At 41.7% G+C, this 23240-nt stretch carries 23 protein-coding genes; 11 read left to right on the top strand and 12 right to left on the bottom strand.

Features of this window, described 5'->3' with window-relative positions; all coding sequences use genetic code 11:
• Positions 1-581: 581 nt before the first annotated feature.
• From rpmG to radC, 3 genes are all read right to left on the bottom strand, one after another.
• The gene (rpmG, locus tag HC728_RS16580) at positions 582-749 is read right to left on the bottom strand and encodes a 50S ribosomal protein L33 (RefSeq protein ID WP_005417052.1); all 168 of its coding nucleotides are present in this window, start codon (positions 747-749) and stop codon (positions 582-584) included.
• Positions 750-763: 14 nt separating this feature from the next.
• Positions 764-1000 (bottom strand): 50S ribosomal protein L28, encoded by a 237-nt coding sequence (rpmB, locus tag HC728_RS16575; RefSeq protein ID WP_005417050.1) that lies wholly within the window; start codon positions 998-1000, stop codon positions 764-766.
• A gap of 195 nt (positions 1001-1195) precedes the next feature.
• On the bottom strand, positions 1196-1870 hold the full coding sequence (gene radC / locus HC728_RS16570) for a DNA repair protein RadC (RefSeq protein ID WP_005417048.1): 675 nt from the start codon (positions 1868-1870) through the stop codon (positions 1196-1198).
• A gap of 221 nt (positions 1871-2091) precedes the next feature.
• Here radC and coaBC point away from each other — a divergent pair, with 221 nt between their 5' ends.
• From coaBC to HC728_RS16545, 5 genes are all read left to right on the top strand, one after another.
• Entirely contained in the window at positions 2092-3321 is a 1230-nt protein-coding gene (coaBC, locus tag HC728_RS16565) for a bifunctional phosphopantothenoylcysteine decarboxylase/phosphopantothenate--cysteine ligase CoaBC (protein WP_190395769.1), read from the top strand.
• A gap of 239 nt (positions 3322-3560) precedes the next feature.
• Positions 3561-4151 carry a nucleoid occlusion factor SlmA gene (gene slmA / locus HC728_RS16560; RefSeq protein WP_005417043.1) on the top strand — a complete coding sequence of 197 codons (591 nt, stop codon included), beginning with the start codon at positions 3561-3563 and terminating at the stop codon, positions 4149-4151.
• Between the two features lie 24 nt (positions 4152-4175).
• Complete coding sequence (gene lpxL, locus HC728_RS16555) at positions 4176-5114, top strand: LpxL/LpxP family Kdo(2)-lipid IV(A) lauroyl/palmitoleoyl acyltransferase (RefSeq protein ID WP_012532742.1); 939 nt, start codon at positions 4176-4178, stop codon at positions 5112-5114.
• 18 nt (positions 5115-5132) lie between these two features.
• A complete protein-coding gene (gene greB, locus HC728_RS16550; protein ID WP_190395768.1) occupies positions 5133-5600 on the top strand; it encodes a transcription elongation factor GreB in 468 nt (155 codons plus the stop codon).
• 410 nt (positions 5601-6010) lie between these two features.
• A complete protein-coding gene (locus tag HC728_RS16545) occupies positions 6011-8326 on the top strand; it encodes a Tex family protein (RefSeq protein WP_017019185.1) in 2316 nt (771 codons plus the stop codon).
• Between the two features lie 439 nt (positions 8327-8765).
• On the opposite strand, the gene HC728_RS16540 is transcribed toward HC728_RS16545, so the two are convergent.
• Together HC728_RS16540 and bioH are read right to left on the bottom strand one after the other, a co-directional pair.
• The gene (locus tag HC728_RS16540) at positions 8766-9245 is read right to left on the bottom strand and encodes a hypothetical protein (protein WP_005417025.1); all 480 of its coding nucleotides are present in this window, start codon (positions 9243-9245) and stop codon (positions 8766-8768) included.
• Between the two features lie 26 nt (positions 9246-9271).
• On the bottom strand, positions 9272-10045 hold the full coding sequence (gene bioH, locus HC728_RS16535) for a pimeloyl-ACP methyl ester esterase BioH (protein WP_065604242.1): 774 nt from the start codon (positions 10043-10045) through the stop codon (positions 9272-9274).
• Between the two features lie 28 nt (positions 10046-10073).
• Here bioH and HC728_RS16530 point away from each other — a divergent pair, with 28 nt between their 5' ends.
• Together HC728_RS16530 and HC728_RS16525 are read left to right on the top strand one after the other, a co-directional pair.
• Positions 10074-10793 carry a ComF family protein gene (locus tag HC728_RS16530; protein ID WP_065604244.1) on the top strand — a complete coding sequence of 240 codons (720 nt, stop codon included), beginning with the start codon at positions 10074-10076 and terminating at the stop codon, positions 10791-10793.
• 726 nt (positions 10794-11519) lie between these two features.
• On the top strand, positions 11520-12911 hold the full coding sequence (locus tag HC728_RS16525) for a uracil-xanthine permease family protein (RefSeq protein ID WP_017019182.1): 1392 nt from the start codon (positions 11520-11522) through the stop codon (positions 12909-12911).
• Positions 12912-13399: 488 nt separating this feature from the next.
• Here the strand turns inward: HC728_RS16525 and envZ are convergent, their stop codons facing one another.
• Positions 13400-14725 carry a two-component system sensor histidine kinase EnvZ gene (gene envZ, locus HC728_RS16520; protein WP_370539793.1) on the bottom strand — a complete coding sequence of 442 codons (1326 nt, stop codon included), beginning with the start codon at positions 14723-14725 and terminating at the stop codon, positions 13400-13402.
• A 459-nt stretch (positions 14726-15184) separates the two neighbouring features.
• The gene (ompR, locus tag HC728_RS16515) at positions 15185-15904 is read right to left on the bottom strand and encodes a two-component system response regulator OmpR (protein WP_012532766.1); all 720 of its coding nucleotides are present in this window, start codon (positions 15902-15904) and stop codon (positions 15185-15187) included.
• Positions 15905-16109: 205 nt separating this feature from the next.
• Between ompR and HC728_RS16510 the strand changes: the two genes are divergently transcribed.
• Positions 16110-16853 carry a ParA family protein gene (locus HC728_RS16510; protein WP_005417016.1) on the top strand — a complete coding sequence of 248 codons (744 nt, stop codon included), beginning with the start codon at positions 16110-16112 and terminating at the stop codon, positions 16851-16853.
• A gap of 26 nt (positions 16854-16879) precedes the next feature.
• Here HC728_RS16510 and pyrE read toward each other — a convergent pair whose 3' ends face one another.
• Together pyrE and rph are read right to left on the bottom strand one after the other, a co-directional pair.
• A complete protein-coding gene (gene pyrE, locus HC728_RS16505; RefSeq protein WP_005417014.1) occupies positions 16880-17521 on the bottom strand; it encodes an orotate phosphoribosyltransferase in 642 nt (213 codons plus the stop codon).
• Between the two features lie 448 nt (positions 17522-17969).
• Positions 17970-18686, bottom strand: a complete 717-nt coding sequence (gene rph, locus HC728_RS16500; protein WP_005417011.1) for a ribonuclease PH — start codon at positions 18684-18686, stop codon at positions 17970-17972.
• A gap of 160 nt (positions 18687-18846) precedes the next feature.
• Between rph and HC728_RS16495 the strand changes: the two genes are divergently transcribed.
• Positions 18847-19710, top strand: a complete 864-nt coding sequence (locus HC728_RS16495) for a YicC/YloC family endoribonuclease (RefSeq protein WP_005417008.1) — start codon at positions 18847-18849, stop codon at positions 19708-19710.
• Between the two features lie 83 nt (positions 19711-19793).
• Here the strand turns inward: HC728_RS16495 and HC728_RS16490 are convergent, their stop codons facing one another.
• The 3 genes from HC728_RS16490 to HC728_RS16480 form a co-directional block, all read right to left on the bottom strand.
• Positions 19794-20726 carry a DMT family transporter gene (locus HC728_RS16490; RefSeq protein ID WP_190395767.1) on the bottom strand — a complete coding sequence of 311 codons (933 nt, stop codon included), beginning with the start codon at positions 20724-20726 and terminating at the stop codon, positions 19794-19796.
• A 230-nt stretch (positions 20727-20956) separates the two neighbouring features.
• Positions 20957-21337 carry a hypothetical protein gene (locus tag HC728_RS16485; RefSeq protein WP_155655292.1) on the bottom strand — a complete coding sequence of 127 codons (381 nt, stop codon included), beginning with the start codon at positions 21335-21337 and terminating at the stop codon, positions 20957-20959.
• Positions 21338-21533: 196 nt separating this feature from the next.
• Positions 21534-21959 carry a phosphate-starvation-inducible protein PsiE gene (locus tag HC728_RS16480; RefSeq protein ID WP_005417001.1) on the bottom strand — a complete coding sequence of 142 codons (426 nt, stop codon included), beginning with the start codon at positions 21957-21959 and terminating at the stop codon, positions 21534-21536.
• A 228-nt stretch (positions 21960-22187) separates the two neighbouring features.
• On the opposite strand from HC728_RS16480, the gene gmk reads away from it, so the two are divergent.
• Both gmk and rpoZ read left to right on the top strand, forming a co-directional pair.
• Entirely contained in the window at positions 22188-22811 is a 624-nt protein-coding gene (gmk, locus tag HC728_RS16475) for a guanylate kinase (RefSeq protein WP_190395766.1), read from the top strand.
• 108 nt (positions 22812-22919) lie between these two features.
• Positions 22920-23192: a DNA-directed RNA polymerase subunit omega gene (gene rpoZ, locus HC728_RS16470; protein WP_005416998.1), complete on the top strand. Its 273-nt coding sequence runs from the start codon at positions 22920-22922 to the stop codon at positions 23190-23192.
• Positions 23193-23240: the final 48 nt, after the last annotated feature.

The following is a 23240-nucleotide window of genomic DNA, read 5'->3' as shown; positions in this document are numbered from 1 at the left end:
TCTGGAGAGTCTAATGACTGTTGAACTGCGTTTCTTTTGAACTCATTAGAAAACTTTCGTTGTGATTTGATTTTCATGTCACTCAATCCTCGTGATCGAGTGTCCACTTTATTGGGGTCAAATCAGGTTTCAGGTTTCAGGTTTCAGGTTTCAGGTTTCAGGTTTCAGGTTTCAGGTTTCAGGTTTCAGGTTTCAGGTTTCAGGAAGATTAAAAACAAGTACCGCTGAACTTTGCAAGCGAAGCGGTCTGAAACCTAGAGCTCAAAATACCTATCATACTCACTTTTATAATATCTAGTTAGCACAGCATATAGTTCCTAGTCATTTACTAACAACCCCTCCCAGCCTCCCCTTATATTTACTTTATCAACCAAGTGGCTATGTCGATAAAGGGGAAGAGCTAGAAGCAAGTGTCTCTGAATTCGCAAGCGAAGCGTATAGTCTCTAGCTCTTCCGCTTTTGACCTTACTCGCACCTCGAGCGAAGCGTTCTCGCCTCTCGTCCCTACTCTTTCACGCAAAAAAAAACCCAGCAACAAGGCTGGGTTTTCAATTTTATCAAAGTTGCAATCAGTAATCGAATTACTTGATTTTTGCTTCTTTGTAAAGAACGTGCTGGCGTACAACAGGATCGTATTTTTTGATCTCCATTTTGCCTGGCATGTTACGTTTGTTTTTGTCGGTTGTGTAGAAGTGACCAGTGTTAGCAGTTGATACTAACTTGATTTTCTCACGTGCGCCTTTAGCCATTGTTCAGATTCCTCTTAAACGTTCTCGCCACGAGCACGCATATCTGCAAGAACGGTTTCGATACCTTTCTTATCAATGATACGCATACCTTTAGCGGTAAGACGAAGTTTAACGAAGCGTTTTTCGCTTTCTACCCAGAAACGATGAGTTTGTAGGTTCGGCAGAAAACGACGCTTGGTGGCATTTTTTGCGTGTGAGCGGTTGTTACCAACTGCAGGACGCTTACCAGTTACTTGGCATACTCGGGACATTGCTGTCTTCTCCAAATCGTTTCAGCTCGATATCACCTTGGTGGCAAAAAACCACTAGAAATTCCATCTGAAATTTCTAATTCAAGGCTATCAAAGGTCGCGCATTATACTAAGTGATTGCGCATTGCTCAAGACCCTAAGGGATCCTTTTTACGGTTTTTTGTATTTTTTTTATTCAATCGGTAAAAAAAACACTCAAATCCATCCTCTTTCGGCAAAAGAGACTATTTCTCCATCACCGATCACAAAATGATCAAGGACTCGGATATCTACCAATTCTACAGCATCAGAAATACGTTTTGTAATTCTTCTGTCGGCTTGACTTGGCTCGGCTACGCCGGAAGGGTGATTATGCGCTAAAATGATGGCGGCTGCATTATAATCTATCGATCTTTTTACAACTTCTCTCGGATAAACAGCAGCAGCATCGATTGTTCCTTCAAATAATATCTCCCCTTTTAGCACTCGATGTTGATTATCAAGGAACAAAACATAAAACGCTTCCCTATGCCTATCTCTTAACATTCGGGTTAAATAACGTTTCGTGTGTTCGGGGCTAGTTAACGCGTCTTCTTTTTCAATCTTTTCAAATAAATACCGCTCAGTCATTTCTACAACGGCTTGAAGTTGTGCAAATTTTGCGGTTCCCAACCCTTTATGACTACAAAATTCATGTTCATCAGAGCTAAGTAATTTTCTTAATGAGCCAAACTCCTTTAATAGCTTATCTGCCAATTCAATGGCATTCATTCCTTGGATCCCTGTTCTTAAAAAGATCGCGAGTAATTCAGCATCAGTCAGTGACTTTGGACCAAGGGCGAGTAACTTCTCTCTTGGTCGAGATTCTTCTGGTAGATTCATTAACGACATAATTTTCTCAATTGATGACTTACTATCTACACAGCCTACGATGTCTAAATCTTATTCGCTTTCTCGATCGTTTAGCCTTCGGCAAGCTTCAAACCTTGATTGCAATTATGTTTTTGGTCATTTACTTGATGGAAGAGATTGGAAGTACATCACTCTGAAAAAAAATTATGATATGGTTAGCGCTACTTTATGGTGAACCACTTAACAGGGTAATTAGTGTCATGGCATCTCTTGCAGGGAAACGAATTCTTCTTGGTATTAGCGGCGGCATTGCAGCTTATAAATGTGCAGAACTGACTCGTCGATTAATTGAACGCGGCGCTGAAGTTCGCGTAGTAATGACAAAAGCAGCAAAAGAGTTCATTACCCCATTAACAATGCAGGCGGTTTCTGGCCACCCTGTTGCAGATAGCTTACTTGATCCTGCTGCTGAAGCATCAATGGGCCACATTGAATTAGCTAAGTGGGCTGACATTGTTTTACTTGCTCCTGCAACGGCTGATCTGATTGCTCGAATGGCTGCTGGCATGGGTAACGATTTATTATCTACTTTAGTTCTTGCTACAGATTCTCCTGTCGCGGTCTCTCCTGCTATGAATCAGCAAATGTATAGCAATATCGCGACGCAAGAAAACATCGCAACACTCGCTCGTCGTGGCATGCACATTTGGGGGCCAGCAGCTGGTCAACAAGCTTGTGGTGATGTGGGCATGGGACGAATGCTTGAGCCAATGGAGCTGGTTCATTTATGTGAAGATTTTTTCCAAGCTAATTCTGGTGAACAAACAGAAGCGGATAAAAAACCACTTCAAGGTCAATCTCTACTTATTACTGCGGGCCCAACTCGTGAAGCCATCGATCCGGTTCGTTATATCTCTAACCATAGCTCAGGGAAAATGGGATTTGCTATTGCAGAGGCCGCAGCTCAATTAGGTGCTAACGTCACTTTAGTCAGTGGTCCTGTTAACCTTGCAACACCAGAGAACGTGAAGCGCATTGATATTGAAAGCGCAGAACAAATGCACGAAGCGGTAATGAAAAATGCACAATCTCATTCTATCTTTATTGCATGCGCTGCCGTTGCTGATTTCAAACTAAGCCAAGTGGCGACTCAAAAATTAAAGAAAACCGCCGATGAAGATGGCATGACGCTTCATATGGTTAAGAATCCAGATATTGTCGCTTCAGTTGCGGCATTAACGAATCAACGTCCATTTACTGTCGGTTTTGCAGCTGAAACTCAAGATGTGGAAAAATACGCTCGCGGTAAATTAGAACGCAAAAATTTAGATATGATCTGTGCAAACGATGTATCAGTTCAGGGACAAGGCTTTAATAGTGATAACAATGCGCTTCACCTATATTGGAAAGAAGGTGATAAAGCGCTACCGTTAACGACGAAGTCGGAGTTGGGTAAAGCGATTATGCTTGAGATCGTTGAGAAACTATAGAAGCAGGATTCAGGACGCTTCGCGCAGAGGCTTTAAGAAGAGCTAAAAACTATAAGAGCGTGAATGGCAGATATCGTAAGTCATTCGATTTTAGGAGGAGCCAGAACTGAACTCGATGCGCTTTTCCTGAAACCTGCTCTTCAATAGGAGCGAAGCGGTCTAGTTAGCGAAGCGTATAGCCTCTAGCAACGAACAACCTAGCTCCACAAAAAATAATAAAAAATGACAAAGGAACCGTAATGGCGACCCCAAGAAAACCAAATCGTCGTGATGAAATACTACAAGCTTTAGCTGAAATGCTAGAGTCCAATGAAGGTGCTGCTCGCATTACTACAGCCAAATTAGCAAAACAGGTTGGTGTATCAGAAGCTGCGTTATATCGCCATTTCCCAAGCAAAGCCAAAATGTTTGAAGGCTTAATTGAGTTTATTGAAGAATCTATTTTTTCGCGTGTTAACCGCATTCTTGAAGATGAAAAAGATACTTTAAAACGTATTGAGCTATTATTAAAACTTCTGCTCGCCTTTGCTGAACGTAACCCTGGATTAACTCGAATTATGACAGGCCATGCGCTGATGTTTGAAAATGAGCGCTTAAGAAGCCGCATCAATCAAATATTTGAGCGTATTGAACTTCAATTCAAACAAATCTTACGTGAACGTAAATTACGTGAAGGGAAAGCATTCCCAATTGATGAAAGTATTTTAGCCGCTCAGCTTGTGGGTCAAGTCGAGGGGAGTTTCTGTCGTTTTGTCCGTTCTGATTTTAAATATCAACCGACTGAAAACTTTAACGAGTATTGGGCGCTACTCAGTGCTCAGATCCAATAATTAATTAGATAAAATAGGCTCACGATGTCAAAGTATCCAGCTCCTAAATTCTCTAGCGCTCTTCTACACCCTAAATATTGGGGGGTATGGTTTGGATTCGGATTCCTTTTTGCCATCGTCACCCTATTGCCTTATAAAGTAACTTACAAACTTGGTCGCTCTCTTGGTTTACTTGGATTAAAACTCGGAAAATCAAGAGCCCATGTTGCTCGCCGTAATTTAGAACTCGCTTTTCCAGAAATGGAATCGTCTGAGCGTGAAGCCATTATTGTTGAGAATTTCAAAAACTCAGGCCTTGCGATTTTTGAAACTGCAATGGCTTGGGTATGGCCTGATTGGCGTGTTGAAAAACATTTTAGCTATGAAAATAGACAGCATATTCTCGACCTTGAAGCTGAAGGCCGCGGTGTTTTAGTTGTTTGCCTTCACGCTCTTAACTTAGAGCTAACAGCAAGAGCTTTCACTTTCTTTGCTCCCGGTTATGGTGTTTACCGTCCACATAACAACCCAGCTTACGATTTCATTCAATATTGGGGCCGTACCAATAACGGCAACCAAATGATTGATAGAAAAGACGTTAAAGGCATGCTGCGTGTATTACGTAAAGGCGAACGCCTTTGGTATATGCCGGATCACGATTACAACCGTAATAAATCGGTTTTTGTTCCTTTCTTTGCGGTTCCAGATGCTTGTACCACCGTAGGTTCGGATATCTTAATCAGTGCAAGTAAATGTGCTGTTGTTACTGCATCGGGCTTTAGAACTTACAATAATTACCACTTACAAATTGATAATGACATCAGTGACCAATTTCCGAAGAAAGATCCCGTTGGTGTTGCTACGGTAATGAATAAAGCGGTAGAACGTGTCATTTTACGCTGTATTCCTCAATGGATGTGGCTACATAAACGTTTTAAAACAATGGAAGATCCAAACGTTAAAAAAGGCATCCGCTACGATTAGGACGTGTCAGGATAAATAATGAAAACCAATTTAATCACACGTGAAGGCTTTAATAAGCTACAAGATGAACTCACGTTTCTATGGAAAGAAGAACGCCCAGAAGTCACAAAAAAAGTGACTTGGGCGGCTAGCCTTGGTGATCGCAGTGAAAACGCTGATTATCAATACAACAAAAAACGCCTTCGTGAAATAGACCGCCGTGTTCGCTATCTTCGTAAACGTTTAGACCAAGTAAAAGTGGTCGACTATTCCCCACAGCAAGACGGAAAAATCTTTTTCGGTGCGTTCGTTGAAATTGAAAACGAACAAGGCGATGTCCTCTCTTTTCGCATCGTTGGTCCTGATGAAATATTTGGCCGCAACGACTATATCTCTATCGATTCCCCAATGGCTCGTGCACTGATCAAAAAAGAAGTGGATGAATATGTAATTGTAAAAACGCCTGATGGGGATAAAGAGTGGTTTGTGAATTCGATTAGGTACTAGGTGTAGGGACGAGATTCGAGGACGCTTCGCTCGAGGGACGAGGAAGATGGGTTTCAGGATTCAGGAAGAGCGAAATAGTGATCGTTGAAATTAAAGCATCAAAGAAGGTTCTCCCCCTTTATCACTAAGGTTATGCAAGTGACATTGTTAATATAAGGGGGAGTTAGAGGGGGTTGGTTACACCATACTCTAGTGATTCAGATAAACTAAACATTATCACTAGCAACCCCTCCTAGCCTCCCCTTAGATAGATATTTGCTACCAATCAGCATTAATGAACAAGGGGAGGAACTGTATAGTGATCGCTTGAATTACCACTGTCTCCTCTGAACCCTGCAAGGGAGCTTGCGACCGATCTGAACCCTGCTCTTTGCTTCTATCCAATAATTTTTAATTAAAAAAGAATCAAAATGATAATAAACATAATTGCTAAAGAACTTAACGTTCGCCCTCAACAAGTTTCTGCTGCCGTTCAACTGATTGACGAAGGTAGCACCATCCCATTTATTGCTCGTTACCGTAAAGAAGTAACAGATGGCCTAGACGATACGCAACTTCGTACGCTTGATACTCGTTTAACTTACTTACGTGAATTGGATGACCGCCGTCAATCGATCTTAAAATCGATTAAAGAACAAGAAAAACTGACACCTGAATTAGAGCGTGAGATTTTAGATGCGGACAGCAAAACACGTCTTGAAGATCTGTATCTACCATTTAAACGTAAGCGTCGCACTAAAGGCCAAATAGCTATTGAAGCAGGTCTTGAACCATTAGCTGATTTATTGTGGACACAGCCTGAAAATACACCTGAAGATGCCGCTCAATCTTACATTGATGAAGAAAAAGGCTTTGCAGATGCTAAAGCTGTATTAGACGGCGCTCGTGCCATTCTTATGGAACGCATGGCAGAAGACGCAAACTTACTTGAAAAAGTACGTACTTATCTAACGGCTAATGCTGAGCTTGTATCTAAAATGGTAGACGGCCAAGAGCAAGCTGGTGAAAAGTTCAAAGATTACTTTGATCATCATGAAGCATTAACAAAAGTCCCTTCTCACCGTGCTCTTGCTATGCTACGTGGTCGCAATGAAGGCTTCTTACAGCTTTCTATTAACGCTGACCCAACTCAGGAAGAAGGTGCTCGTGGCTCGTACTGTGAAATCATCATCGCCAATCATTATGGTATTACGTTAGGTTCTCAACCTGCTGATTTATGGCGTAAACAAGTGATCAGCTGGACATGGCGTATTAAGATTTTAATGCACATGGAAACGGAATTAATGGGCGGCCTAAAAGAACGCTCAGAAAACGAAGCGATTGATGTATTTGCTACCAACCTAAAAGACCTATTAATGGCAGCGCCAGCAGGTCTTAAAACGACACTTGGACTTGATCCAGGCCTACGTACAGGTACGAAAGTCGCCGTGGTTGATGCTACTGGTAAAGTGCTAGCAACCGATACGATTTACCCTAACCAACCCCATAATCAAATTGCAAAATCAGCACAGATTATCGAAGCATTAATCAAACAACACAATGTGGATTTAATCGCCATTGGTAACGGTACTGCTTCACGTGAGACCGATGCCTTTGTGGGTAATCTACTAAAAGATGCTGGCCTATCAACGGCGAAAATCATCGTAAGTGAAGCGGGTGCATCGGTATATTCTGCCTCTGAATTAGCAGCGAAAGAGTTCCCTGATTTAGATGTATCAATCCGTGGTGCGGTATCTATCGCTCGCCGTCTGCAAGATCCTCTGGCTGAGTTAGTAAAAATCGATCCAAAAGCCATTGGTGTTGGTCAATATCAACATGATGTGAGCCAAAGCCAACTAGCGAAAAAGTTAGATGCCGTAATCGAAGACTGTGTAAACGCCGTTGGTGTTGATGTAAATACCGCCTCTCCTGCTCTATTAACTCGTGTTGCGGGTTTATCAGCAACGATTGCACAAAACATTGTGGATTACCGTGATGAAAACGGCCGCTTTGAAAACCGTACAACGCTGAAAAAAGTTGCTCGTTTAGGGCCTAAAGCCTTTGAACAATGTGCTGGTTTCTTACGTGTAATGAACGGTAAAAACCCATTGGATGCCTCTGCAGTTCACCCTGAAGCTTACCCAGTAGTAAAAACCATTGCTGAGAAAAATGGCAAAGCTATTGATGCCATTATTGGTAATACTGAGTTTTTACGCTCGGTTGCGGCTAACGATTACATCAGTGCAGATTTTGGTTTACCAACAGTCACTGACATCATTAAAGAGCTAGATAAGCCGGGACGAGATCCTCGTCCTGAGTTTAAAACAGCCACCTTTGCTGATGGCGTAAATACGGTATCTGACCTTGAATTAGGCATGGTATTAGAAGGTGTTGTATCAAACGTAGCGAACTTCGGTGCATTTGTTGATATCGGTGTTCACCAAGATGGCTTAGTTCATATTTCTGCATTAAGTGATACGTTTGTTTCTGACCCTAGAGAAGTCGTTAAAGCTGGTGATATCGTAAAAGTAAAAGTGATGGAAGTGGATGTGCAACGTAAGCGTATCGCTCTTTCTATGCGTTTAAACGACAAGCCAGGGGAAGACAATCGTCCTCAACGCCAATCAAATAAACCACAACAGCGCAATGAGCGTTCTCAAGCGCCAAGACAGCAACGTAATAACGATGTTGGCGGTGGTGCAATGGGTGGTGCGTTTGCGGCTGCTTTTGCGAAGGCGAAGAAGTAAGTTTCGAGGGACGAGAACGCTGCGCTTCTAGGGGCGAGGAAGAGCTAAGAGAAAGGATTTAGGGTTCAGGGCGCTACGCTTGCAGGTTTCAAGTGTACTCGCTTTTGAGCTTCCTAAAACCTGAGACCTGAATCCTCCGCTTTGCTCGCATACTGCAATCACAGCGAAAGAGAATGGTTCTCCCCCTTTTATCGTTATTACTATGAGATCGATATAGTTAATACAAGGGGGAGTTAGAGGGGGTTGGTTTGTAACCTTCGTAAAAAAGAGAGGAACAGTATTATGAACGCTGTAATCACAACGATCATCTCTGAAATCTGCAAGGGAGCTTGCGACTAAGCTATGCTCTTGCTCCTCCTGAAGCCTGAGACCTGAATCCTACGCTCTCCCTCGCTCCTCGAGCGAAGCGTACTCGCCTCTCGTCCCTGCTCTTAAACCCTCAAAGCACCGCCAATATATCCGACGGATTATTCGGAACTACCGCCTTATCATAGTGAAAACTTATCACACTACGACGGCGAACCATTCGTCCCATCTCTTCAAGTTTATCTAATAAATTCTTTGGCAAATTAAAACGGATGGTATAACCCGTTCCTTCACCTTGAGCGTAAGTATCCAACGACAACAATCGAGCTAATTTAGCTAAATCATCATCAATATCATACAGAGTGGCGAAATGAGGTTTAGGCTCCTCTTTTTCTTCCATCACATCATAACCAGGGTGATCTGATGGCTCCCAAGCATCCCGCTTATGTTGCTTATCATCACCTTTGATTGCTTTTTCAGATGTGGTTTCGCTCATCTTTGTCGTCGGCGCAACAGGCTTCTTAACACGATTTTCACGTGCTACTTGTTCTGTTGGCAGATTAACAGAAGGTGCGATAAGCGGCACACTGACACTGTTAGGTGAAAAGATCATAAAGCGTTTCCTTAACTAAATAAAAACTAAGCGTGTTGATTTAAAAAAGTGCGTAGCTCAGAAATAAATTCGTCATTATGCGAAATAAAAGGTGCGTGTGATGCTTGCTCAAAAACGATTTTAGCCGAATTCGGCATAAGTTCATCCATATCATGAGCAACTTTAATTGGCACTAATCCATCCAGTCGTCCATACATACGACATACTGGCATCGACAATTGAGATACAGCTTCTCGTAGATCTATATCGGCCAAAATCATTAAACCTGTAGCTAATGCTTGCTGATCAGGCATAGGTCTTGAAAATACAGCCTTTTTTACCAACTTAATGTCTTGCTTAGCATTAGGACTACCCATAGCTTGTAGTGCCATAAAACGCTCAACGGTTAATGTGAAATCGGTTTTTAACTGCTCAGTAAATTGTGATAATACAAGAGGTTTTATGCCTCGCCAGCCTTTCTCTGCTGAAAAACGTGGTGAACTCGCAACGGTAATAAGTTGTGATACTCGCTCGGGAGAAGTTAACGCGGCCTTTGTCGCAATCAATCCCCCTAATGACCAACCTAACCATGCAGCCTTTTTAGGTGCTTGAGCAAGAACTTGTTTTACCATTTCATCAAAATCAGCACTGCCTAACTCTGCACTATGACCATAACCAGATAAATCGACAGTATGCACACGATAATGTTGGCTAAGCTTTTCAGATGTGGTCTGCCACACCGCTCCATTCATTCCCCATCCATGAATGAGAACCAGATCGGAACCTTCGCCTTCCGTTTGCCAATAAAGAGGTGTTGTCATCTACACTGCCTGTTAATGATTAATTAGTATGGGTGGTTTAGTGTTCATCAGGTGGATAAGAAGATCAATACAAAAATTAGGCGTAAGTCATTGTGACTTTTGCTCACAAGCAATGCCACCATCTGAAACCATTTGGTGCCAAGCTTGCTTAGATTTAATCAAAACAGTGCCTCGCTGTCAGCGATGTGGTTTACAAACCGAGCATGAGACCGATGTCTGCGGAGAGTGTCTTTTGCACCCACCACAATGGGACCGCTTATATTGTGTAAGTGATTATTCTGACCCATTACGCGAATACATTAATAAACTTAAATACGCTCAACAGTTCTGGCTTGCCCAAGATTTAGGCGTATTACTCAGTAAGCACATCCCAGAACCAGCGCCTCTCATTCTTCCTGTTCCTCTGCATTGGAAACGATTCTGGTGGCGTTCTTATAATCAAAGTGATCATTTAGGTTGGACATTAGAAAGGGAGATCAATCTTAAGTCGCCCACCACTCATTGTAATAACAAGATATTGAAACGCGTTAAAGCGACAAGGCCTCAACAAGGTTTATCTCGCTCGTTTCGACAAACCAATTTAGTCGGCGCATTTAAAATCACTAAACCAATCAAAGAGAAACACGTAGCTCTTGTTGATGATGTAGTGACAACGGGTGCAACGATTAATCTGTTGTGTGTGGAGTTAAGGAAAGCGGGAGTTGAGCGTATTGATGTGTATACGGTTTGTCGGACGGGGCGGAGTTAGGGGCTAGGGACTATACGCTGTGCTAACTAGAGACTATAGAAGCCTGTATGACTGATGTGGTGATATTTTAGGTTTCAGGACGCTTTGCTTGCAGGATTCAGGGGTGCTCGCTTTTGATCTTCCTGAAACCTGAGTCCTGAACCCTCGCTTTGCTCTTATAGAAGCGAAACTGTCTAGTTAGCGCAGCGTATAGCTTCTAGTTTCAAACGCTGTTAGTACAACGACAAAGAATAGTTCTCCCCCTTTATCGCTATAACTATGAGATCGATATAGTGAACACAAGGGGGAGTTAGAGGGGGTTGGTTATAATGTTTCTTGTTATTCGATTAAACCGAACTTCATCATTTACAACCCCTCCTAGCCTCCCCTTATATTAACAATTTCTGCCAAGTAACATTCTCGAACAAGGGGAGGAACTGTATTGTGATTATAGATACCACAACGATCTCCTTGAACCCAGATCCTCTACCATCTCAAGCAACTTGTTGCGTCTTAAGCGAAGCGCCCTCAAGGCGAAGTCGTCTGCTCTTAAAAACTCAAGCAAACGATTGCTTTTCATTAAATTATCTATAAAATACCGCTCCAATTGATTAAGTATCGAACTTAACAATGCAACCCTATCGAGAAAGGTTCTGATTAACAGCAATCACAGATTGACGCCTTCTCACTTCAAACTCCCATTCAGCGAGATTTGAAGACAACGTTATACAACTAGGAATATCGGCCATGACCGTTAAAAACAGCACCACAAAACCATCAGAATTGATCTATCAATTGGATGATCGTCCACCGCTACCGCACACTTTATTTGCTGCTTTTCAGCACTTATTAGCAATGTTTGTTGCGATTATTACGCCTTCTCTGATCATCTGTCAGACACTTGGTGTTCCAGCGGCTGAAACCAATACCATCATCAGTATGTCTTTATTTGCTTCGGGCATTTCTTCTTTTATTCAAATTAAAACCTTTGGCCCTATCGGTTCTGGCTTACTTTCAGTTCAAGGCACCAGTTTTAATTTCTTAGGCCCAATCATTGGTGCTGGCCTTGCACTAAAAGCCGGTGGAGCTGATGTTCCTACAATGATGGCAGCCATTTTCGGTACCATTCTTGTTGCTTCAACCGCTGAAATTTTCCTATCTCGTGTTCTTGAATACGCTCAAAAAATCATTACTCCATTAGTCTCTGGCATTGTTGTTACCCTAATTGGCCTTACTCTTATTCAAGTCGGTTTAGTGTCTATGGGGGGCGGGTATTCAGCTATGGGCGAAGGCACATTTGGTAGCCTTGATAAACTCGCTCTTGCTGGCACGGTATTACTAATTATTGTGGTATTAAACCGAGCAACTAACCCTTACCTACGTATGGCGTCTATCGTTATCGCCATGACAGTAGGTACGCTAGTGGCGTGGGCGATGGGAATGCTTAATACAGAGATGTCTCATGATGCAGCTCTCATTGCCCTACCTATTCCTATGCAATATGGCTTAGGTTTTGACTGGTCTCTGTTTATTCCTTTGGTGCTTATCTTCTTAATCACGGCACTAGAAGCCATTGGTGATATTACTGCGACATCAGAAGTATCAGGCCAACCAGTGAAAGGACCGGTTTATATGAAGCGCATTAAAGGCGGTGTATTAGCTGATGGTATTAACTCGGCAATCGCTGCAGCATTTAACAGCTTCCCTAACTCAACGTTTAGCCAAAACAATGGCGTAATTCTATTAACGGGTGTAGCAAGCCGTTATGTGGGTTATTTCATCGCAGGTATGCTAGTTCTTCTTGGTTTATTCCCAGGGGTAGCAAGCATGGTGCAGATCATTCCTGAGCCTGTGCTTGGTGGTGCGACTATTGTGATGTTCGGTACGATTGCGGCTGCTGGTGTGCGTATTATCTCTCGTGTTGAACTAGATCGTCGTGCCATTCTAATCATGGCAATGTCTTTCTCTATGGGTCTTGGCTTAGCTCAAAAACCTGAAATTCTTCAGTTCATGCCTGAGATGATTAAAAACATTTTCTCATCAGGTGTAACTGCAGGTGGTGTAACTGCGATTATCTTAAATATCGTATTGCCGTATGCAGAAGTGAAAGAAGAAGCAAAACAAGATGTGGTTGTTTAAATAAAGGGACTAGGAGCAAGTTCGCTTCGCTCTAGGGACGAGTAAAAACGAAAAAGACCGCAGATGATTATTATCTGCGGTCTTTTTTATTTTTTTACTAGGAACGATACGCTGCGCTAACTAGAGACTATAAGAGCAAGCATGGTTGATGTGGTGAGTTTTTAGGTTTCAGGGCGCGACGCTTGCAGGTTTCAGGTGTACTCGCTTTTGCTCTTCCTGAAACCTGAACCCTTCGCTTTTTGCTCTTATAGGAGCGAAGCGGTCTAGTTAGCGCTAGCGTATCGTCTCTAGTTTCCAACCCCTCCTAGCCTCCCCTTATATCAACAGTTACTACCAAGTAACCTTTGTGAACAAGGGGAGGAACTGTATTGTGCCCGTAGATATCACAACAATCACCTCTGAACTCTGCTCTTCCTGAATCCTAGCTTTTTGCTCTTACGCTCTTCCTCGCCCCTCAAGCGAAGCATTCTCGATTCTCGTCCCTGCTCTCACCCCAACGGAAACTCAACTTGAACCTTCAAACCACCTTCACTTCGGTTTGATAAACTCACTTCACCTTGATGCTGAGTAACAATACGCTTAACGATGGCTAACCCTAACCCTGTCCCTTCACTACCACGAGCCGTATCACCTCGAGTAAAAGGTTCAAAAACGGTTTCTAGCTGTGCGTTATCAACTCCAGGGCCATTATCTTCAATAATAACCCATACGGTTTTATGGTCAGCAGAAACACTGGTTGAGACTTGGATCCAATCACCACCATATCGAATCGCATTAACGACCAAATTAGTGATCACTCGCTTAATTGCTACTGCATTACCATTAATCGCTTTTGGGATCATGGCGAGTTTGGTTTGAATTTCACGCTCATAACCACCCTCAGCTAATATCACTTCATTAACGATGGTATTAACATCCACCTGAGTAAAATCTTGCTTTGCGACTGGCTTTAAATAGTCCATGAATTGACCGATGATCTCATTACACTCTTCCGTGTCTTTAATCATACTTTCGGCAAGGTAGCTGTCTTCTGGAGACATCATTTCTGTGGCTAAACGAATCCGAGTTAATGGTGTTCGAATATCATGACTAACCCCGGCCATTAATAACGCTCGGTCTTGCTCTAATTTCTGAATGCCCTTCGACATTTGGTTAAATGCACGAGTCACTGCTTGAATCTCTGATGCTCCTTTTTCAGGTAACGGATCGGGTATTTCACCTTTACCTACTTTACGAGCGGCAGTTTGCAGTGCCATTAATGGTCTATTCTGAATTTTAATAAACGTCCAACCACCAAGAATGACGAGTAGAGCGATAAATAAACTGTTTCTAAAGAGCGGTGCAAAATCATCTTCTTGCAGCTCTGAAAGTGGTATTCGCATATAAAACTCAGGCATTGCTTCACTCTTCATCCACAATACATAGCTGTCTGCACCTAGAATCAAACGCACCTCTGTTGGTGCCCCTAACTCCTGAGTCATCTCTTCACTTAAAAATTCAACCGGGCTGGCCTGATAATACTCTTTCATATCAGGATCGTTTTCATCATGAATACTTACACCAAGTTGCTCTAATAATTGGCGTCGTAGAGGCTGCCCTAAATGAACATTTTTACCACTCGCTAACGTGACATCTTCCGCTAACATTAAGCGTACTTCATAAGCCAAAATGCGATTAAACTGCTGCAAGCTAGGTAATAAGGCGTAATTAAAAACCGCGAGATAAGAGAATACCTGACTGGCGATAAGAAGGGATGCGAGAAGTAAAAGGGTTCTGGCGAAGGTACTTTTCATAGAGTTTCTCTGTTTGGTGATGAATTTGAAGAGAGCTAGAGACTATACGCTGTGCTAACTAGAAACGACAACAGCGAGCAGGTTCGTGTTGGAATAACTTAGGTTTCAGGACGCTTCGCTTGCAGGTTTCAGGTGAAGATCTTGTTATAACAGCGACAAAGAAAGGTTCTCCCCCTTTATCACTACTGCCATGAGATCAACATAGTTAATACAAGGGGGAGTTAGAGGGGGTTGGTTATAATGTTTCTTGTTATTCGGTTAAACCGAACTTCATCATTTACAACCCCTCCTAGCCTCCCCTTATATCAACAATTACTACCAAGTAACATTAATGAACAAGGGGAGGAACTGTACTGTGATCGTAGATATCACAACGATCTCCCCTGAATCCTGCAAGGGAGCCTGCGACCGATCTGAACTCTACTTTTAACGCTCTTCCTCGCCCCTTAAGCGAAGCGTACTCGATTCTCGTCCCTGCTCTTACGCTTCTGCCCCATCAGGAACAAACACATAACCTAATCCCCACACCGTTTGAATATAACGTGGACGACTTGGGTCTTCTTCAATCATACGACGAAGACGAGAAATTTGAACGTCAATTGAACGTTCCATTGCTGAATATTCACGGCCACGGGCCATATTCATTAATTTATCGCGCGACATTGGTTCACGCATGTTCGTCACTAATGATTTTAGAACAGCAAATTCACCAGATGTCAGTGGCATTGGCTCATCATTACGGAACATTTCACGTGTTCCTAGATTTAAGCGGAATTCACCAAACTCAATCATTTTGTCTTCTGCGCTTGGTGCTCCTGGCGCTTCAATAACTTGGCGACGTAGCACCGCGCGAATACGTGCTAGTAATTCGCGAGGGTTAAATGGTTTTGGCAGGTAATCATCAGCACCGACTTCCAAACCAACGATGCGATCAATTTCATCGCCTTTGGCCGTTAGCATTAAGATCGGCAACATATTATTTGCACTGCGTAAGCGGCGGCAAATAGATAGGCCATCTTCACCCGGCAACATTAAGTCCAATACCATTAGGTGGAAAGTTTCACGAGCCAATAAACGGTCCATTTGTTCACTGTTAGCTACGCTACGCACTTGAAAGCCTTGTTCTGACAAGTAACGCTCTAATAAAGAACGAAGACGAGCATCATCATCAACTACTAAAATCTTATGGTTTTCTTGCATGGGCTTAACCTCAATATATGTCTTATTTCAGTTTACTCGTAACTCGAAGCAATTGAAGCGGTATTTCATAAAAAATGAGAGATGAAATTGTTACTTTTTATGTAACGAGTTCAAACTTTAAGACAGATTACCGTGTCAAACTTGAATTACATGGCATATTGATTGCTTAGTTATAATATTGTCAATGATTATAGATGAGTTCATCATGTTAGTTGGATATAAACGAGCACAATGTAAAAAAGTTCTTGTCATCAACCGTAAAGGTGGCGCAGGAAAATCCACGTTTGCAATAGCAATGGCGTCTTTCTACGCTCATCAAAAAGTAAAAACGGAAATCATTGATCTTGACCCTCAAGGTACAAGCCACTTTTGGGGCAGTAAAACCGAAGGGGTAAGAACGACTCGTTTTTTACCATCATCAAATGTGCCCTTTTCTCTCGCTTTACGCTTGGAAGCGGACACCAAAATCACAGTGATTGATTCTCCCTCTAACTTTAGTCGTTTTGAGATGGAGAAGTATATTTCTATGGTTGATAAGATCATCTTCCCTGTCCAACCATCACCGATTGATGTGCACTCAATGCTTGGGTTCATTAAAGACTTAATTAATTCCCCTGCGTTTAAGCATAATAATGTTGAGTTGGCTTTTGTGATCACTCGCTGCAAAGAAAACAACCAAGGTACTGAATTTGTTCATAAAGTGCTACAACATATGAAGTACCCACTTTTAGGCACCATGTCTGAACATCAAGCTTATCAAGAGATGTTTTCAGAAAAGAACTGTTTCTTAGCTCGCTATCCTGAGCTTGATAAACCGCTCTGGAAGAACATGAAAGAGTGGTTAAATGTCGATATGACACAGACAACAAATGTTGAAGATGAAGCGCAAAAAAAAGTGGCTGATACGACATCAACCACTTACTCTTCTATTTTGAAAAAGCATTATTAACCCTATTTAAAGGGGGTTAGCATCAATTAGATACCAAACTCAGCACGGTACGCTTTTACGGCTTCTAGTTGTTCAGCATTATCGCCTTTCTCTTCCAAGAAAGAGATTAAGTCAGTTAGACTTACAATCGAAATGATTGAGCAATTGAAGTCACGTTCAACTTCTTGAATCGCCGATAACTCACCTTTGCCTTTTTCTTGACGGTCAATAGCCACAAGAACACCTGCTAAATCAGCGCCATTTGCTTGAATGATTTCCATTGATTCACGAATCGCTGTACCAGCTGTGATCACGTCATCAACTAGCATAATGCGGCCTTCAAGTGCACTACCAACTAGGTTGCCACCTTCACCGTGATCTTTTGCTTCTTTACGGTTAAAACAGTATGGCTTATCTGTATCGTGGTGATCAGCTAATGCTACTGCTGTCGTTGTTGCGATTGGAATGCCTTTGTACGCAGGGCCAAATAATACGTCATATTCAATACCAGAATCCGCCAATGCTGCTGCATAAAAACGACCTAAACGAGCTAAATCACGACCGGTATTAAATAAGCCAGCGTTAAAGAAATATGGGCTTTTACGACCAGACTTTAAAGTAAACTCACCAAACTTTAGTACTTCTTTCTCAAGGGCAAATTCAATAAACTCACGCTGGTATGCTTTCATTTTCATTCTCTCTTTTTGGTTAATAATTTATAACTTTCAAATTGGAACAGGTTTCAAGTCGCTACGCTTTCAAGATTCAGAGACGAATACTGTTATCACAGCGACAAAGAATAATTCTCCCCCTTTATCACTACTGCCATGAGATCAACATAGTTAATACAAGGGGGAGCTAGAGGGGGTTGGTTATGTTGTTTTTACGTTATTCAAATAAACCAAACCTCATCATTTACAACCCCTCCTAGCCTCCCCTTATATCAACAGTTACTACCAAGTAACATTAGTGAACAAGGGGAGGAACTGTATTGTGAAACCTGCAAATATAGCGTCCTGAATCCTGCTCTTTCTTTAGGACGAAGTCCGTCCTCAATTCTCGGAGCACAGCGTTCTCGTCCCTGCTCTTAAAAACACATAAAAAAATAGCCCCTAAATTAGGAGCTATTAAAATCAATTATTCGGCCAATGCCGCTTTCTGCTTCTCAATAATGTCATTGATGCCCTGTTGCGCCAGAGCCAGCATGTCTAACAATTCTTGGTGAGAGAACGGCGCTTCTTCTGCCGTGCCCTGCACTTCAATCATTTTGCCATCTTCCATCATGACAACGTTCATGTCTGTATCTGCTGCTGAGTCTTCTAGATACTCAAGGTCGCAAATTGCTTCGCCGTTGTAGATACCAACAGAAACCGCCGCTACATGACCTTTCATTGGATTCGATTTTAGTTTACCCGTAGCAATCATGTGATTAATTGCGTCAGCTAACGCCACACTTGCACCCGTAATAGATGCTGTACGAGTACCACCGTCAGCTTGAATAACGTCACAATCAACTGTGATCATTTGTTCACCTAGCGCTTCTAGGTCAACGGCTGCACGTAAACTACGAGCGATCAAACGTTGGATTTCCATCGTACGACCACCTTGTTTACCGCTTGCTGCTTCACGGCGATTACGAGTATGTGTTGCGCGAGGTAACATGCCGTACTCAGCGGTTACCCAACCTTTCCCTTTGCCTTTTAACCAGCGAGGAACGTTTTCTTCAACACTTGCAGTACAAATTACTTTTGTATTACCAAATTCAACTAATACTGAACCTTCTGCGTGTGCAGTAAAGTTACGAGTAAGTGTAATTGGACGGACTTGCTGAGCTGTTCTTCCGCTAGGACGCATGGCAGATACCTTGATTATGACAAATTGTCGCCGATTATACCCAAGTCCAAGAATAAAGCATAGCTCCTGTTTCTCTAGTTACTCACTATTGCGCTTATCTGTTATAGTATTGCGATATTTTATTCATCATCCTTCCTATTGATGATTTGAGGACGCTTACATGATCTATAGTATGACGGCTTATGCACGCCGCGAAGTAAAAGCAGATTGGGGTAACGCTGTGTGGGAAATCCGCTCAGTGAACCAACGTTATTTAGAAACTTATTTCCGTATGCCAGAACAATTCCGTGGCTTAGAACCTGTTCTTCGTGAGCGTTTCCGTAAGCGTCTTGCTCGCGGTAAAGTAGAATGTCACCTACGCTTTGAAGCAAACAATGCAGCAAACAGCGAACTAAAAATTAATGAAGATTTAGCTCGCCAAGTGATTAAAGCGGCGCAATGGGTAAAAACAGAATCGGGCGAAGGCAGCATTAACCCTTTCCAAGTTCTGCAATGGCAAGGCGTAATGGAAGCTCCTGAGCAAGATTTCGATGCGATTAATAAAGAACTTCTTGAGCACTTTGAATTAGCAGTAAATGACTTCATTGAAGCTCGTGCAAGTGAAGGTGCAAACATGCAAGCACTTATCGTACAACGCTTAGATGCTATTACTGAAGAAGCAGCAAAAGTTCGTGCTCGTATGCCAGAGATCCTAGAATGGCAACGTAACCGTCTTCTGACTAAATTTGAAGATGCGAAAATTGAACTGGACTCTTCTCGTGTTGAGCAAGAGCTGATCCTTTTAGCTCAAAAATCGGATGTAGCTGAAGAGATCGATCGTCTAGATTCTCACGTTAAAGAAGCCAACAGTATTATGAAAAAAGGCGGCGCATGTGGTCGTAAACTGGACTTCATGATGCAAGAGTTTAACCGTGAAGCCAACACGCTAGCATCTAAATCAATCAGCACAGATATCACTGCATCTGGTGTTGAACTGAAAGTACTTATCGAACAAATGCGTGAGCAAATTCAGAATATTGAATAATTCGATTCTACTAAATATAGATTAATAAAAAGCCCTGAACTTATCAGGGCTTTTTTGTGGTTATCAATAACAACTTATGTTCTTTAATTTACCCTTTGTTTTCTTCTCCCTCCCATACCTAGTGAAAACAGCTTAGTCCAAAAAGAAGCATCGAGCTTAGTGACTAAAATTCCACAAAGTAGAGGCAACAACAATAAAACAGAGGTGGTAGATATGCTATTTCCCGCAAACCAAACAGAAAGGCTTAAAGTGATAAGAGGGAAAAATAAGAAGCAGATAGATGCTGTAAATGGTGAAGATACTTGACCAAGTTTAAAGTAAGCCACAATGCCTCCAACACTTGCAAATATACCTAAATAGACAACAGCCATAATCGAATCTACAGAGAATGTGCTCACATCTGGCTGCTCGATAAACATAGATGTGACAAGCAAACATAAAGAAGCGATCAAACTAGGAAGCGCATTATACGTAAGTACAGGAACTCGCTCACAGAACTTCTCAACCAACACATACATGATGGCATGCATAAGAACGGCACCTCCTAGAGCCAAAAATCCAAGCAGATAATCCTCTCCGCCTAAACTCATCTCCTTTGTTAAAATCAAAATTAAGCTTAAGACTGCAATAAATAAACCACCGATTTGAATCTTTCTCAGCTTTAAACCTAAGAATAGACTGGATGTAAACATCACAGCGATTGGCATATTTGCAAAGATAATCGAAGCTAATCCAGATGAAATATACTGCTCTCCAAAAATCATCAAGGTAAACGGAATAGCGAAATAAAACATTGCTACTATCAGCATCCAAAGTCGCTTTCCTTTCGGAAAAAAGAGAGACTGCTTAAACAACTTAGCCAACATAATTAATAGTGGCGAAGCAATTAAAAAACGCAAACCAGTCGCAAAGATTGGAGGAATCGTCTGAACGGCAAACTCCATTGCAAGCCAAGTTGTTCCCCAAATTAAACACACTGAAACAAACAATAATGCGGGTAAATATTTCTTATTCATAATGCGCTCCTTCTTTACATACAGAGCGAATAGAATGATTACATGAGAAGCAAACGTATTGAGTTAAATAGAAAAATACGTCATTAATAAATCTAAAAGACATTTTCAGATCCCTATCAAAAAGCGAGGTAAATCCATCAACGAATTGATGTACCTGCATGACAAAAAAGCACGCGTGTATTCACGCATAGATATAATTGTGGTGTGACAAAATCGTCACGAGATAGGAATTAACTGATTGGAGGTCGGTAAAGATAACCGAGATCAGCACTTAAGTAGGTAGTAGATACCATAGGAGCTGATACAAAATGATAAGGCGTTATATTAACAAACAGTGAATTACTCACCAGACTGCTGCTTGATGCATGCCCATGAGAACAACATTGCTTTTCAAAACAAGAGCCTCCGGGATCACAACACCCTGACTCTGCTGATGATTGAATATCACCAAGCTCTAGATTACAAAAATCAACATGACTAATTTCAACCACAGCGTGATTATCAGAGAACTGAGTTGGTAAATTTTCTGCACGAGATGTCGCACTATATAGCGTTAAAACTAATAGTGTCGCTATGAAAATACAAATTGTGGCTATCTTTCTAGTTAGCATCACAATATCTCGCTAGACATAAATACAAGAATGAAGATAACGGTATACGACTCACTTCACAATAAGCATTACGTTTTTTTACACAACCCTTACAACAACAAAATACGATTCTTTTCATCTATTTGTTACTAAAACGCCCCAATAGTTAATCACTACAGGGGCGTTTTATTGCTACAAACAAAAAATAGCGTTAAGACTACTCATCATAATGTTTGTTTTCGTTTATTTCATATGGCCAATAATGGTGTCCAACACGGATCAATAACGTCGCAGCGGCAAGAATGAAAGCGGCTAACGCTAACCAAACCACCAAGGTTGCATCAATCTCTTTCATTCCTAATGTAATGTAACGAGCAATAGCCATCATAGCGATGTAGATAGGATAGCGAACCGGGATTTTACCGTTCATCACGAACTGCTGCACCATGGCTAACACTTCAAGGTAGATAAACATTAAAAGGATGTCTGTTAATTGAATTTGCTGTTCGACAAAAACATGAATGAATTCGTTCACCATCGCAAATAAGGTGGCTAGCGTAATAGCGACCAATAATATTGCTTCTAAAATATGGAAAACTTTTAAAAACGGTTTACTAAATGATTTCGGCAGATGAGAAGGCATAACTAAAATATCCACTATTATTAAGGTTGAGGATTAATTAAGCCTTAATGATAGTGCCAACTCGATTTAACACAAAATTATTATTTGAATTAGCGTATTTCTTTCATTCAAATTGATTCTTGATTGTGCTATTCTTCGCCACCCAATTTTCTATGCTTCGCATTTCCTCTCAATATCTAAAAAAATGGTATATTAAGAGAAATGCCATAACTCCCAAGAGAATCTATCATGAGCAAAGGTACACTTTATATTGTGTCAGCCCCAAGTGGTGCTGGTAAGTCGAGTTTGATCTCGGCACTGTTAGAAAGCAACCCAACTTATGCTATGAAAGTCTCTGTGTCTCATACTACTCGTGGTATGCGCCCAGGAGAAACTGATGGTGTTCATTATCACTTTATTCAGAAAGAGCATTTTGAAGAACTGATTCAAAAAGGTGAATTCTTAGAATATGCCGAAGTGTTTGGTAACTACTACGGAACATCTCGTGTATGGGTCGAAGAGACCCTTGATAAAGGTATTGATGTGTTCTTAGATATTGACTGGCAAGGTGCTCGTCAAATCCGTGAACAAATGCCTTTAGCAAAAAGCGTATTCATTCTACCTCCATCAAATGGAGAACTAGAACGACGCCTAAATGCACGTGGCCAAGACAGCGATGCTGTTATTGCTAAGCGCATGAGCGAAGCAAAATCTGAAATTTCACATTACGATGAATACGATTATGTGATCATTAATGACGATTTTGATACTGCACAAATGGACTTCCGTTCAATTATCCGTGCAGAACGCTTAAGACAAGACAAACAAACAATGAAATATAAAGGCATGTTAGAAGCGCTATTAGCGGACTAATTTCTTCATATTTCTACGAGTATCTTGTAACCCTAGCTAGAAACTTATACGGGTTACTTGTATACTTTCTCATCATATAACTATTTTTGTTAATAAATTGGAGTCCTCATGGCACGTGTAACCGTTCAAGACGCAGTTGAGAAAATCGGCAACCGTTTCGATCTAGTACTTATTTCTTCTCGTCGCGCACGTCAAATGCAAACTGGTGGTAAAGATGCGCTAGTGCCTGAAGAGAACGATAAAACAACTGTTATCGCTCTTCGTGAAATTGAAGAAGGCCTGATCACTAAAGAATTACTAGATGCTCGTGAGCGCCAAGAGCAACAAGAGCAAGACGCAGCTGAATTAGCAGCAGTAAGCTCAATCACACACAATCGTTAATCTTTATAATCTCTTGTAGATTGTAAAACAGCAAACCTGACGGGGCGA

The sequence above is a fragment of the Aliivibrio sp. S10_S31 genome, assembly GCF_014694495.1.
GTDB classification, from domain to species: Bacteria; Pseudomonadota; Gammaproteobacteria; order Enterobacterales; family Vibrionaceae; genus Aliivibrio; species Aliivibrio fischeri.
Note: the sequence above shows the minus strand (reverse complement) of the source record. Positions and strands in the feature narration are given on the sequence as shown.